Annotated in this window: 11 protein-coding genes; 7 read left to right on the top strand and 4 right to left on the bottom strand. The window is 55.4% G+C overall.

Annotation, left to right across the window (positions count from 1 at the left end; genetic code table 11):
* The first annotated feature begins 30 nt into the window (after positions 1 to 30).
* The 4 genes from parC to ACQ0PY_RS03840 all read left to right on the top strand — a co-directional run bounded on the left by parC (position 31) and on the right by ACQ0PY_RS03840 (position 7121).
* Positions 31 to 2289 carry a DNA topoisomerase IV subunit A gene (gene parC / locus ACQ0PY_RS03825; protein ID WP_044265602.1) on the top strand — a complete coding sequence of 753 codons (2259 nt, stop codon included), beginning with the start codon at positions 31 to 33 and terminating at the stop codon, positions 2287 to 2289.
* Positions 2290 to 2567: 278 nt separating this feature from the next.
* Positions 2568 to 3305: a 1-acylglycerol-3-phosphate O-acyltransferase gene (gene plsC, locus ACQ0PY_RS03830; RefSeq protein WP_042998159.1), complete on the top strand. Its 738-nt coding sequence runs from the start codon at positions 2568 to 2570 to the stop codon at positions 3303 to 3305.
* A 122-nt stretch (positions 3306 to 3427) separates the two neighbouring features.
* Entirely contained in the window at positions 3428 to 4840 is a 1413-nt protein-coding gene (gene ftsP, locus ACQ0PY_RS03835; protein ID WP_042998158.1) for a cell division protein FtsP, read from the top strand.
* A 109-nt stretch (positions 4841 to 4949) separates the two neighbouring features.
* Positions 4950 to 7121 (top strand): YgiQ family radical SAM protein, encoded by a 2172-nt coding sequence (locus tag ACQ0PY_RS03840; RefSeq protein ID WP_044255731.1) that lies wholly within the window; start codon positions 4950 to 4952, stop codon positions 7119 to 7121.
* Between the two features lie 47 nt (positions 7122 to 7168).
* On the opposite strand, the gene dkgA is transcribed toward ACQ0PY_RS03840, so the two are convergent.
* Both dkgA and yqhD read right to left on the bottom strand, forming a co-directional pair.
* The gene (gene dkgA / locus ACQ0PY_RS03845; protein ID WP_042998156.1) at positions 7169 to 7996 is read right to left on the bottom strand and encodes a 2,5-didehydrogluconate reductase DkgA; all 828 of its coding nucleotides are present in this window, start codon (positions 7994 to 7996) and stop codon (positions 7169 to 7171) included.
* Positions 7997 to 8100: 104 nt separating this feature from the next.
* Positions 8101 to 9264: an alcohol dehydrogenase gene (yqhD, locus tag ACQ0PY_RS03850; protein ID WP_042998155.1), complete on the bottom strand. Its 1164-nt coding sequence runs from the start codon at positions 9262 to 9264 to the stop codon at positions 8101 to 8103.
* Positions 9265 to 9313: 49 nt separating this feature from the next.
* Between yqhD and ACQ0PY_RS03855 the strand changes: the two genes are divergently transcribed.
* Both ACQ0PY_RS03855 and ACQ0PY_RS03860 read left to right on the top strand, forming a co-directional pair.
* The gene (locus ACQ0PY_RS03855) at positions 9314 to 9442 is read left to right on the top strand and encodes a hypothetical protein (protein ID WP_099433653.1); all 129 of its coding nucleotides are present in this window, start codon (positions 9314 to 9316) and stop codon (positions 9440 to 9442) included.
* A 62-nt stretch (positions 9443 to 9504) separates the two neighbouring features.
* On the top strand, positions 9505 to 10356 hold the full coding sequence (locus ACQ0PY_RS03860; RefSeq protein ID WP_334263175.1) for an AraC family transcriptional regulator: 852 nt from the start codon (positions 9505 to 9507) through the stop codon (positions 10354 to 10356).
* Between the two features lie 51 nt (positions 10357 to 10407).
* Here the strand turns inward: ACQ0PY_RS03860 and yghB are convergent, their stop codons facing one another.
* On the bottom strand, positions 10408 to 11067 hold the full coding sequence (gene yghB / locus ACQ0PY_RS03865; protein ID WP_042998153.1) for a DedA family general envelope maintenance protein YghB: 660 nt from the start codon (positions 11065 to 11067) through the stop codon (positions 10408 to 10410).
* Positions 11068 to 11206: 139 nt separating this feature from the next.
* On the bottom strand, positions 11207 to 12394 hold the full coding sequence (gene metC, locus ACQ0PY_RS03870) for a cystathionine beta-lyase (protein WP_044255725.1): 1188 nt from the start codon (positions 12392 to 12394) through the stop codon (positions 11207 to 11209).
* Between the two features lie 249 nt (positions 12395 to 12643).
* Here metC and exbB point away from each other — a divergent pair, with 249 nt between their 5' ends.
* On the top strand, positions 12644 to 13378 hold the full coding sequence (gene exbB, locus ACQ0PY_RS03875) for a tol-pal system-associated acyl-CoA thioesterase (protein ID WP_042998151.1): 735 nt from the start codon (positions 12644 to 12646) through the stop codon (positions 13376 to 13378).
* The last annotated feature ends 3 nt before the right edge of the window (positions 13379 to 13381 follow it).

Consider the following 13381-nt stretch of genomic DNA (forward strand, 5'->3'; position numbering starts at 1 on the left):
GGCGGGCTTACAGTTGAGGAATCACGATTAATGAGCGATATGGCAGAGCGCCTTGCGCTGCATGAATTCACGGAAAACGCCTATCTGAATTACTCCATGTACGTCATCATGGACAGGGCGTTGCCGTTTATTGGTGATGGTCTGAAACCCGTTCAGCGCCGCATCGTCTATGCGATGTCAGAGCTGGGGCTGAATGCCAGCGCCAAATTTAAAAAATCCGCCCGTACCGTCGGCGACGTGTTGGGTAAATATCACCCGCACGGAGACAGCGCCTGCTATGAGGCCATGGTGCTGATGGCGCAGCCGTTCTCTTACCGTTATCCGCTGGTTGATGGCCAGGGGAACTGGGGGGCGCCGGACGATCCGAAATCCTTCGCGGCGATGCGTTATACCGAATCCCGCCTGTCCAGATACGCCGAACTGCTGCTGAGTGAACTCGGCCAGGGAACCGCTGACTGGGTGCCAAACTTCGACGGAACAATGCAGGAGCCGAAAATGCTGCCTGCGCGTCTGCCGAACATCCTGCTTAACGGTACAACCGGTATCGCGGTCGGCATGGCGACCGATATTCCGCCGCACAACCTGCGTGAAGTGGCAAAAGCCGCGATCACCCTGATTGAGCAGCCGAAAACCACGCTGGACGAGCTGCTGGATATTGTCCACGGCCCGGACTACCCGACCGAAGCGGAAATCATTACCCCGCGCGCCGAGATTCGTAAAATTTATGAAAACGGGCGCGGCTCTGTGCGCATGCGCGCGGTGTGGAAGAAAGAAGACGGCGCGGTGGTAATTACCGCGCTGCCGCACCAGGTTTCCGGCGCGCGCGTGCTGGAGCAAATCGCCGCCCAGATGCGCAATAAAAAGCTGCCGATGGTAGACGATTTGCGCGATGAGTCAGACCACGAAAACCCGACCCGTCTGGTGGTGGTGCCGCGTTCCAATCGCGTGGACATGGAACAGGTGATGAACCACCTGTTTGCCACCACCGATCTGGAAAAGAGCTATCGCATTAACCTTAATATGATCGGTCTTGACGGGCGTCCGGCGGTGAAAAACCTGCTGGAGATCCTCACCGAATGGCTGGCGTTCCGTCGCGATACCGTGCGTCGTCGCCTGAACTATCGCCTCGAGAAAGTCCTCAAACGCCTGCATATCCTGGAAGGTTTGCTGGTGGCGTTTCTCAATATTGACGAAGTCATTGAGATCATCCGTACGGAAGATGAGCCGAAACCCGCGCTGATGTCGCGTTTTGGTATTACCGAAACGCAGGCCGAAGCGATCCTCGAACTGAAATTGCGTCATCTCGCCAAACTGGAAGAGATGAAGATTCGCGGTGAGCAGGATGAACTGGCGAAAGAACGCGATCAGCTACAGGCGATCCTCGCGTCTGAACGCAAAATGAATACCCTGCTGAAGAAAGAGCTGCAGGCCGATGCCGACGCCTATGGTGACGATCGTCGTTCACCGCTTCGCGAGCGCGAAGAAGCGAAAGCAATGAGCGAACACGACATGCTGCCGTCTGAGCCAGTGACGATCGTGTTGTCGCAGATGGGCTGGGTGCGTAGCGCCAAAGGTCATGACATCGACGCACAGGGACTGAACTACAAAGCGGGCGACAGCTTTAAATCCGCTGTGAAAGGGAAGAGCAACCAGCCAGTGGTGTTTATCGATACCACCGGACGTAGTTATGCCATTGATCCGATCACGCTGCCGTCGGCGCGCGGTCAGGGCGAACCGTTGACCGGCAAACTGACGCTGCCGCCAGGCGCGACCGTTGAGCACATGCTGATGGAAGGCGATGAGCAGAAACTGCTGATGGCATCCGATGCGGGTTACGGTTTTGTCTGTACGTTCAACGATCTGGTGGCGCGCAACCGTGCCGGTAAGACACTCATCACGCTGCCGGAAAACGCCCGCGTGATGCCGCCGGTGGTGATTGAAGATGAAACGGATATGCTGCTGGCGATAACGACGGCCGGACGTATGCTGATGTTCCCGGTCAGCGATCTGCCGCAGTTGTCGAAAGGCAAAGGGAATAAGATCATTAACATTCCGTCTGCGGATGCGGCGCGTGGTGACGATGCGCTGGCGCTGCTGTATGTTCTGCCGCCGCAAAGTACGCTGACGATTCACGTCGGGAAACGCAAAATCAAGCTGCGCCCTGAGGAATTGCAGAAAGTGACCGGCGAGCGCGGCCGTCGCGGGACGTTGATGCGCGGTTTGCAACGCATCGATCGCATCGACATTGATTCGCCACGTCGTGCCAGCAGTGGCGACAGCGAAGAGTAAAATGCTGTTAAACGCCTGAAGGCATAAGTAGGCCTGATAAGAGGCAACGCGCCGCCATCAGGCAACACTATCGTGCCGGATGGCGGCGTTAATACCTTATCCGGCCTGCGGTTGTAACGATACCGTCAGGCCGGATGACAGTAATATTTCCCGTAAAACCGTTGTTTATTCGTGAGTCGCGATTAACAATACAGTTTTCCAGAGAGCCACATTAACAATACCCTAACCTGATAGCAGGTGACGTAGAATCCCGGGCTCTTAGGCCTTCAGAGGTTGTTATGCTATTTATTTTTCGACTTATTATTACCGTTATCTATTCCATTCTGGTTTGTGTTTTCGGTTCTCTTTACTGCCTGCTCAGCCCGCGTAACCCAAAACACGTCGCGACCTTCGGGCATATGTTTGGTCGCCTGGCACCGTTGTTCGGCCTGAAGGTAGAGTGCCGTAAACCCGCGGATGCGGAAAGCTACGGCAACGCTATCTATATCGCTAACCATCAGAATAACTACGATATGGTGACCGCCGCGAATATCGTGCAGCCGCCCACCGTGACCGTCGGGAAGAAGAGCCTGCTGTGGATCCCGTTTTTTGGTCAGCTTTACTGGCTGACAGGGAACCTGCTGATCGACCGTAATAACCGCGCAAAAGCGCACGGCACGATTGCTGAAGTGGTGAATCATTTTAAAAAGCGTCGTATCTCCATCTGGATGTTTCCGGAAGGCACCCGCAGCCGGGGTCGTGGCCTGCTGCCGTTTAAAACCGGGGCGTTTCATGCCGCGATTGCGGCCGGCGTCCCGATTATTCCGGTGTGCGTTTCCAATACCTCGAATAAAATTAATCTGAATCGCCTGAAGAATGGTCTGGTGATTGTGGAGATGCTGCCGCCGGTGGATATCAGTCAGTATGGCAAAGATCAGGTTCGTGAACTGGCCGCGCACTGCCGCTCGTTGATGGAACAAAAGATCGCTGAACTGGATAAAGAAGTCGCCGAGCGCGAAGCCGCCGGAAAAGTGTGATTCAGCGATAAATGCTTACTCATTCGTGCTGCAAGCCAACGCGCATGCAGCCTGGAGTATGACGAGTTTTTGCAGGAAACGAGTTCCTGCCCGTAATTTAGCCAGTTTTACATGGAGCTTATATGTCACTCAGTCGGCGTCAGTTCATTCAGGCATCGGGGATCGCGCTGTGCGCAGGTGCCGTTCCGCTGAGGGCCCATGCTGCCGGTCAGCAACAGCCGCTGCCCGTTCCGCCGCTACTGGAGTCCCGCCGGGGCCAGCCGCTGTTTATGACGCTGCAGCGTTCGCACTGGTCCTTTACCCAGGGCACGCGAGCGCCGGTCTGGGGGATTAACGGGCGTTATCTCGGGCCGACGATCCGCGTCTGGAAAGGGGATGACGTTAAGCTGATCTACAGTAACCGTCTGGCAGAAAACGTCTCGATGACTATCGCCGGTCTCCAGGTGCCGGGTCCGCTGATGGGCGGTCCGGCGCGCATGATGTCGCCAAACGCGGACTGGGCGCCGGTACTGCCCATCCGTCAGAACGCCGCCACGCTGTGGTACCACGCCAATACGCCGAACCGTACCGCGCAGCAGGTTTATAATGGCCTGGCCGGGATGTGGCTGGTTGAAGATGAGGTCAGTAAATCGCTGCCGATCCCCAACCATTACGGTGTCGATGACTTCCCGATTATTATTCAGGACAAGCGGCTGGATAACTTCGGCACGCCGGAATACAGCGAGCCTGGCAGCGGCGGTTTTGTCGGCGATACGCTGTTGGTCAACGGCGTCCAAAGCCCTTACGTGGAAGTGTCCCGCGGCTGGGTGCGTCTGCGTTTGCTGAATGCCTCTAACTCCCGTCGTTATCAGTTGCAGATGAGCGACGGTCGCGCGCTGCATGTTATCTCCGGCGACCAGGGCTTTTTGCCGGCACCGGTGTCGGTAAAACAGTTGTCGCTGGCACCCGGCGAGCGCCGCGAAATTCTGGTTGATATGACCAATGGCGATGAAGTGTCGATTACCTGCGGTGAGGCAGCGAGCATTGTCGACCGGATCCGGGGGTTCTTTGAACCGTCGAGCATTCTGGTGTCCACGCTGGTGTTAACGCTGCGCCCAACCGGTCTGTTGCCACTGGTGACCGACAGCCTGCCGATGCGTCTGCTGCCGACCGAGATCATGAGCGGTACGCCAATTCGCAGTCGCGACATCAGTCTGGGCGACGATCCAGGCATCAACGGCCAGTTATGGGACGTCAACCGCATTGATATCACTGCGCAGCAGGGTTCCTGGGAGCGCTGGACGGTGCGGGCCGATATGCCGCAGTCATTCCATATTGAAGGGGTGTCGTTCCTCGTGCGTAACGTCAACGGCGCGATGCCATTCCCGGAAGATCGTGGCTGGAAAGATACCGTCTGGGTGGATGGGCAGGTAGAGCTGCTGGTTTACTACGGACAGCCGTCCTGGGCGCATTTCCCGTTTTACTTCCACAGCCAGACGCTGGAAATGGCGGACCGTGGTTCAATCGGTCAGATTCTGGTGAATCCGGCGGCGTAATCCTCCTCTCTCTCGCGACGATGCGAGAGAGATTATCCTTCGATTTCTCATTCGTTCCGGCATATAATCGCCGGCCTTTGATTATTTTTTTACCATTTTTGGAAGCACTATGAGCGCAATATCCCTGATCCAGCCAGACAGAGATCTCTTCTCCTGGCCTCAGTACTGGGCGGCCTGTTTTGGTCCCGCTCCTTTTTTGCCGATGTCACGCGACGAAATGGATCAACTTGGCTGGGATAGCTGCGACATTATTCTGGTAACCGGCGACGCCTATGTCGATCACCCGAGTTTTGGTATGGCGATTTGTGGTCGAATGCTGGAAGCACAGGGCTTCCGTGTCGGCATCATTGCGCAGCCGGACTGGAACAGCAAAGACGACTTTATGCGTCTGGGCAAACCGAACCTGTTCTTTGGCGTAACCGCTGGCAACATGGACTCTATGATAAACCGCTACACCGCCGATCGCCGCCTGCGCCATGACGATGCCTACACGCCGGATAACGTCGCGGGCAAGCGCCCGGACCGCGCCACGCTGGTCTATACCCAGCGCTGTAAAGAGGCGTGGAAAGATGTGCCGGTGATCCTCGGTGGTATTGAAGCGAGCCTGCGTCGTACCGCGCATTACGATTACTGGTCTGATACCGTGCGCCGTTCCGTGCTGGTGGATTCTAAAGCCGATATGCTGATGTTTGGCAACGGCGAGCGTCCGTTGGTGGAAGTGGCGCACCGTCTGGCGATGGGTGAAACCATCGATCAGATCCGCGATGTGCGTAACACGGCGATTATGGTGAAAGAAGCGCTGCCTGGCTGGAGCGGCGTCGATTCCACGCGTCTGGATACGCCGGGGAAAATCGATCCGATCCCGCATCCGTATGGTGAAGATTTGCCGTGCGCCGACAACAAACCGGTTGCCCCGAAAAAGCAGGAAGCGAAAGCCATTACCGTGCAGCCCGCGCGTCCGAAACCGTGGGAAAAAACCTACGTTCTGCTGCCGTCCTTTGAAAAAGTGAAGGGCGACAAAGTGCTGTATGCGCACGCTTCGCGGATCCTGCACCATGAAACCAACCCAGGCTGTGCGCGTGCGCTGATGCAAAAGCATGGCGATCGCTACATCTGGATCAACCCGCCGGCGATCCCACTCTCTACTGAAGAGATGGACAGCGTTTTTGCCCTGCCATATAAGCGCGTGCCACACCCGGCATACGGCAACAGCCGCATCCCGGCCTACGAGATGATCCGTTTCTCGATCAACATCATGCGCGGCTGTTTCGGTGGTTGCTCGTTCTGTTCGATCACCGAACACGAAGGACGCATTATTCAGAGCCGTTCTGAAGATTCAATCATCAATGAGATTGAAGCGATCCGCGATACCGTGCCGGGTTTTACCGGCGTGATCTCCGATCTCGGCGGACCGACGGCCAACATGTATATGCTGCGCTGTAAGTCACCGCGCGCAGAACAGACCTGTCGTCGTCTGTCGTGTGTTTATCCGGATATCTGTCCGCATATGGATACCAACCACGAGCCGACGATTAACCTCTATCGCCGTGCGCGCGATCTGAAAGGCATCAAGAAGATCCTGATCGCCTCCGGCGTGCGTTACGACATCGCAGTGGAAGATCCGCGCTATATCAAAGAGCTGGCGAGCCACCACGTCGGCGGTTATCTGAAGATTGCGCCGGAACATACCGAAGAAGGGCCGTTGTCGAAGATGATGAAGCCGGGTATGGGCAGCTATGACCGCTTCAAACAACTGTTCGATCTCTACTCGAAGCAGGCCGGGAAAGAGCAGTATCTGATCCCGTACTTCATCTCCGCGCATCCGGGAACGCGTGACGAGGATATGGTGAATCTGGCGCTGTGGTTGAAGAAACATCGCTTCCGTCTCGATCAGGTGCAGAACTTCTATCCGTCGCCGCTGGCCAACTCGACCACCATGTATTACACCGGCAAAAACCCGCTGGGTAAGATTGGCTATAAGAGTGAAGATGTGGTGGTGCCGAAGGGAGATAAGCAGCGTCGTCTGCATAAAGCGCTGCTGCGTTACCACGATCCGGCTAACTGGCCGATGATCCGTCAGGCGCTGGAAGAGATGGGTAAAAAGCATCTGATTGGCGGACGCCGTGAGTGCCTGGTACCGGCGCCAACGCTGGAAGAGATGCGCGAAGCGCGCCGTCAGAACCGTAACACCCGTCCGGCGCTGACCAAACACACGCCGGTGGCGCATCAGCGTCAGACGCCAGCCGCCAATAAAAAGCGTACCAAAGTCGCCGGGCGATAATGGGGTTGCCCGGTGGTAAACACCGGGCTTATTAAAAGAGAAGGGAATTAGCCGCCGAACTGATCCGGATCGGGCCCCAGGCGCTTGCCCTGATCGAGCTTCGCAATCTCACCAAGTTCGTCTTTGTCGAGACGGAAATCCCAGACGTCGAAGTTCTCGGCGATACGCGATGGCGTGACGGATTTCGGGATCACGACCAGACCGTTATCCAGATGCCAGCGAATGACAATCTGCGCCGGTGTTTTACCGTATTTATCCGCCAGATCACGAATGATTTTTTGATCGAAAACGCCTTCGCCGCCCTGTGCCAGCGGACTCCAGGATTCCGTCTGGATTTTGTGCGTCGCATTCCACGCGTGTAGCTGGCGCTGTTGCATCAGCGGATGCAGTTCGATCTGGTTAATCACCGGCGTAACGCCCGTTTCGTCAATCAGGCGCTGGAGGTGGTTGACCTGGAAATTACACACACCGATGCTCTTAATCAGCCCCTCTTTTTGCAGATCGATCATGCCTTGCCAGGCGGAAACATAGTGATCGATTGCCGGAACCGGCCAGTGCATCAGATACAGGTCGAGATAATCTAACTGGAGTTTTTCCAGACTCTCCATCAACGCGTCGCGGGGGCGTTTCTGATCGTCATTCCACAGCTTGGTGGTGATGAACAACTCATCGCGGGGGAGACCTGCGCTGGCTAACGCTTTGCCGACGCCGTCTTCATTTTTGTAGGCGGCGGCGGTATCTATGGACCGATAGCCGACTTCCAGTGCTTTATGAATGGCGGAGACGACCTCGTCGTTACCGGCTTTCCATACGCCTAACCCCAGTTGGGGCATTACATTGCCATCCTGAAGCTTAATTACGGTTTGGTTTGCCATTTTTCCTCCTTCATGTGCTCATCACCGGAGGGGGACTCCGGTGATGTAAGGTGACTTAAGTCTGGACGAAATGCCCAAAAACGAAAGTCAGAGGTGAAAAAAGCTTAGCGCGCTGCCTCGTAAATGCGGCGGCTGACATCCAGGGTAATGTCTTTATGCTCACCCAGTTGCGTCATGCCGTGCTCTTCCAGTTTCGCCAGCAGAGCCGGGATTGAACTGCCGTCAAGGCCATAGCCAGACAGGCGAGTCGGGACGCCCAGTTGCTCGAAGAAATTACGGGTGGCTGCAATCGCGGCATCAATACGCTCATCTTCAGAACCGTCGGTGATGTTCCACACGCGCTCTGCATATTGCAGCAGTTTTTCGCGTTTGGTATCGCGTTTTTCATTCCACAGTGCGGGCAGAACGACCGCCAGCGTCTGAGCGTGATCCAGACCGTGCATCGCTGTTAGTTCATGGCCCAACATATGGGTTGCCCAGTCCTGCGGCACGCCTGCGCCAATCAGGCCGTTCAGCGCCTGGGTGGCTGCCCACATAACGTTCGCACGTACATCGTAGTTTTCCGGGTCTTTTAGCGCTTTCGGGCCATCTTCCACCAGCGTCAGCAGAATGCCCTCCGCGAAGCGATCCTGAATTTTGGCATCAACCGGATATGTGACGTACTGTTCAACGGTATGCACAAACGCATCAACCACACCGTTCGCCACCTGACGTGGCGGAAGGGTGTAGGTATAAACCGGATCCAGTACCGCAAAGACCGGCTGCACATGGGCAGAATGGAAGGCCTGTTTGTCGCCGGTGGTTTTACGCGAGATAACCGCGCCTTTGTTGGATTCAGAACCGGTCGCCGGCAGCGTCAGCACAGAACCCATCGGGATTGCGCTTTTGATATCGCTACCGCTGGTTTGCAGGATATGCCACGGGTCAACGCCATCCGCATAGTGGGCGGCAGCAGCGATGAATTTGGTGCCATCAAGAACAGAACCCCCGCCGACGGCCAGCAGGAAGGTAATGTTCTCTTCACGGGCGATGTTGACTGCGTTCATCAGCGTTTCATACGACGGGTTAGGCTCAATGCCGCCAAATTCGCGCACGTCCAGGCCTTTCAGCGCCTCCTGGACCTGCGCCAGTACGCCCGTCTTTTTCACGCTGCCGCCGCCGTAGGTGATCAGCACGCGTGCGTCTTGTGGGATTTGTGCGCGCAGTTCAGCGATTGCGCCTTTACCAAACAGAATGCGGGTCGGGGTATGCAGATTAAAGTTATTCATTGCTCGTTCCCTTATGTGGGTAAAAAAAGAGGGCAGGAGGGTCTGCCGGATGGAGAACATTGTGGTCGTGCGCGGCTATCCTCTCAATGCTCATTTCTGCCAATGTCTTGCCCATTTCTCCAGGGCGCTGGAGAAAAGCGATAAATTTGCGCACAATCAAGGCGTCGTCATCCGTTGAGAAAATAACCCGTTATGAACCGCGAAGAGATCTGTTTACTGCTGACAGATAAAGTTAAGTAGTTGAAAAACAATGAACATAAGCTCAATGAGTTGCTGCCGGACATCCGTCTGCTGTACGGTACTGAACCGGGTTTACGGACACCCGTGATGTACGACCCCGGCATCATATTTCTCTTTTCCGGTCATAAAATCGGTTACATCAATGAGCGGGTTTTCCGTTATGACGCCAATGAATACCTGCTGCTGACCGTACCTTTACCCTTCGAATGTGAAACCTATGCGACTCCGGACGTACCGCTCGCCGGATTTCGCATCAATGTCGATATCCTGCAATTGCAGGAACTGCTGATGGACATTGGCGAAGACGAACACTTTCAGCCGTCGATGGCGGCAAGTGGGATCAACTCCGCCACGCTCTCAGAAGAGATCCTCTGCGCGGCGGAACGTCTGCTCGACGTCATGGAGCGACCGCTGGACGCACGGATCCTCGGTAAACAGATTATCCGTGAAATCCTCTATCACGTTCTGACCGGGCCACGCGGCGGCGCGCTGCTGGCGCTGGTGAGTCGCCAGACCCATTTCAGCCTGATTAGCCGTGTGCTCAAACGCATTGAAAATAAGTACACCGAAAACCTCAACGTCGAACAACTGGCGGCCGAAGCCAATATGAGCGTTTCTGCGTTCCATCATAATTTTAAGTCAGTGACCAGCACATCGCCGTTGCAGTATCTGAAAACCTATCGGTTACATAAAGCGCGGATGATGATAATTCACGACGGCATGAAGGCCAGCGCGGCGGCAATGCGGGTGGGTTATGAAAGCGCGTCGCAGTTTAGTCGTGAATTTAAGCGCTATTTCGGGGTGACGCCGGGGGAAGATGCGGCGCGGATCCGCACTATGCAGGGGAGTTAACGTTATTGTGAGTCAGCCGGATGAACGACGTGTCATCCGGCTGGATTCAGGTCAGGCGCTGCAGTATTTCTTCTTAATCACTACCACCACCGTGCCGATCAACCCCGCCGCCAGCAGAAAAATGGGCAGGATCATCAGGAAGGTCATGACCTGATCTTCATGGCGCTTCACAAACGGGATCATGCTAAGTGCGTAGCCAAAGCTGGTGACCACGCCGACCCACAGCAGCCCGCTCAGCCAGTTGAAAAACTGGAAGCGACGGTTAGAGAGCCCGGAAATCCCCGCCATGGTTGGCAGTAGCGTGCGCACGAACGCCAGAAAACGGCCTGCCAACAGCGCCAGCAGACCGTGACGGTCAAACATGCAGGTCGCGCGCTGGTGGTATTTCGCCGGAAGTTGCGCCAGCCAGCCTTTTACCGTTCGCGTATTGCCCAGCCAGCGTCCCTGAATATAACTGAGCCAACAGCCGAGGCTGGCCGCTGTCGTCAGGATCAGCAGGGTAGGAACAAAGCTCATGACGCCTTGCGCGACCAATGCGCCTGCTAAGAGCAGCAGACTATCGCCGGGCAAAAATGAGGCCGGTAACAGGCCATTCTCTAAAAACAGCGTGGCAAACATCACAAAGTAGACGACGCTAACAACATGTGGGTCCGCCAGCGCGGCAAAATCATGTTGCCAGAGCGCAGCGATAATATCTTGAATGACAGCCATGGACTTTCCTGTGGAACAGCGTTTACGCCTTAATAATCCTATTGTACTCCTGAACGGACCCGGATGACTTGATCCCGGGCGCAACAAATGCAGACAATTTCGTTCGACGTGTCTGCATAGATGTCCATTGGCGTCAATTTTACACGAGGCGGGAAAATCCGGCGGCTAAATCTGCAATCAGATCGTCAACATTCTCTAAACCAATGTGGAGACGAATCAGTGTGCCGCTGAAATCCACACCCCCTTCCGGGCGAATTTCTGCAATCTGTTCAGGCTGATTGGCCAGAATCAGCGACTCAAAACCGCCCCACGAATAGGCCATGCTGAAGAGGCTGAAGTGATCCAGATAAGCGGACAGCTCGTCATTATTGAGCTTTTTATTCAGCACAAACGAGAACAAGCCGCTGCTCCCCGTAAAGTCACGTTTCCAGAATTCGTGTCCTTTACTGCCTGGTAACGCCGGATGATTGACCCGCGCGACCTGCGGATGGGCTGCCAGCCATTCGGCAATTTTCAGACTGCTTTCATGATGCTGGCGCAGACGCACGCCCAGGGTGCGCAGCCCGCGGCTGGTCATATAGGCCGTATCGGCATCGACCATTTGTCCCATCAAATAGGCATTCTCGCGCAGTTGATCCCAACAGCGGGCGTTCGAAACGGCGGTGCCGACCATGGCATCCGAGTGACCAATCAGGTACTTGGTCCCGGCCTGAATCGAAATATCAACGCCGAAGTCGAGGGCTTTAAACAATATGCCCGCCGCCCAGGTGTTATCGATCATAATGATGGCGTCCGGCACAACGCGTCTGACAGCGGCGACAATTGCCGGGACGTCGTGGACTTCCATGGTCACGGAACCCGGAGACTCGAGGAAAACGACTTTGGTGTTGGGCTGAAGATGCTTAACTATGTCAGCGCCAATCAGCGGATCGAACCAGCCAGTGGTCACACCCAGTTTGCCGAGGATTTTGGTGCAGAAATCCTGGCTAGGCTCATAGGCCGTATTGGTCATCAGCACGTGATCGCCCTGTTCGACAAAAGCCAGAATCGTATTGGCGACGGCCGCCGCGCCGCAGGGGAAGAGCGCACAGCCAGCGCCGCCTTCGAGTTCACACATCGCTTCCTGCAGCGAGAAATGGGTTAATGTGCCGCGGCGCCCGTAAAAAAGTTCGCCGTTGGCGCGGTTGCGGGTGGCGTGCTTTTTGGCTTCGACCGTTTCAAAAACCAGCGAAGAAGCGCGCTGAATCACACTATTCACTGAGCCCAGCGTGTATTTTTTACTGCGCCCTGCGCCGACCAGTCGGGTGTCCAGTTGTTTATCTGCCATGTTGGGGTTCCTGTTTTTATACGTCTGGACGTCTAAACTATCACGAATGGAAAAATGCGCATCCCCAGGAACGGGATAAAGCACAATATTTTATCAAAATCGCCTCCCGTGACGTTTTACTGCGTAAGCGCAAGGAAAAGAAACCAAAGGTGCGGCACTATGTAAATAGTAATGAGAACGACTATCAATTCGACGTCGTTTTGATATTATTACGCTCAGAATTTGTGATTTGCGTCCTGGAGATACAGAGTGGGTAATAATTTGATGCAGACGGATCTTTCCGTCTGGGGTATGTATCAGCACGCCGATATCGTGGTTAAGTGCGTGATGATTGGTCTGATTCTGGCGTCAGTGGTCACCTGGGCTATCTTCTTCAGTAAGAGCGTTGAGTTCTTCTCCCTGAAGCGTCGGCTTAAACGCGAACAGCAGCTGTTGGCGGACGCCCGCTCTCTGGATCAGGCAAGCGATATCGCAGCAAACTTTGGCGCCAAAAGCTTAAGCACCCAATTGCTCAATGAAGCGCAGAACGAACTGGAACTGTCTCAGGGCAGTGAAGACAACGAAGGCATTAAAGAGCGTACTGGTTTTCGTCTGGAGCGTCGCGTTGCGGCAGCGGGACGTCAGATGGGGCGCGGAAATGGCTACCTGGCGACCATCGGGGCGATTTCGCCATTTGTCGGTCTCTTCGGTACGGTCTGGGGTATCATGAACAGTTTCATCGGGATTGCACAAACGCAGACCACTAACCTCGCCGTCGTCGCCCCCGGTATTGCTGAAGCGCTGCTGGCGACAGCCATCGGTCTGGTTGCGGCCATTCCTGCGGTGGTTATCTATAACATCTTTGCCCGTCAGATTGGCGGTCTTAAAGCGATGCTGGGCGATGTAGCGGCACAGGTGCTGTTACTGCAAAGCCGCGACCTGGATCTGGATGCAAGCGCATCTGCCCGTCCGGTGCGTACCGCGCAGAAATTACGTGTAGGGTAAGGC

It is taken from the genome of Citrobacter sp. LST-B2 (assembly GCF_057983045.1).

What these genes read in the sequence shown, in the direction of transcription:
- parC (WP_044265602.1), top strand. Translation starts at nt 31, where the DNA reads ATGAGCGATATGGCAGAGCGCCTTGCGCTGCATGAATTCACGGAAAAC.
- plsC (WP_042998159.1), top strand. Translation starts at nt 2,568, where the DNA reads ATGCTATTTATTTTTCGACTTATTATTACCGTTATCTATTCCATTCTG.
- ftsP (WP_042998158.1), top strand. Translation starts at nt 3,428, where the DNA reads ATGTCACTCAGTCGGCGTCAGTTCATTCAGGCATCGGGGATCGCGCTG.
- ACQ0PY_RS03840 (WP_044255731.1), top strand. Translation starts at nt 4,950, where the DNA reads ATGAGCGCAATATCCCTGATCCAGCCAGACAGAGATCTCTTCTCCTGG.
- dkgA (WP_042998156.1), bottom strand. Translation starts at nt 7,996, where the DNA reads ATGGCAAACCAAACCGTAATTAAGCTTCAGGATGGCAATGTAATGCCC.
- yqhD (WP_042998155.1), bottom strand. Translation starts at nt 9,264, where the DNA reads ATGAATAACTTTAATCTGCATACCCCGACCCGCATTCTGTTTGGTAAA.
- ACQ0PY_RS03855 (WP_099433653.1), top strand. Translation starts at nt 9,314, where the DNA reads ATGGAGAACATTGTGGTCGTGCGCGGCTATCCTCTCAATGCTCATTTC.
- yghB (WP_042998153.1), bottom strand. Translation starts at nt 11,067, where the DNA reads ATGGCTGTCATTCAAGATATTATCGCTGCGCTCTGGCAACATGATTTT.
- metC (WP_044255725.1), bottom strand. Translation starts at nt 12,394, where the DNA reads ATGGCAGATAAACAACTGGACACCCGACTGGTCGGCGCAGGGCGCAGT.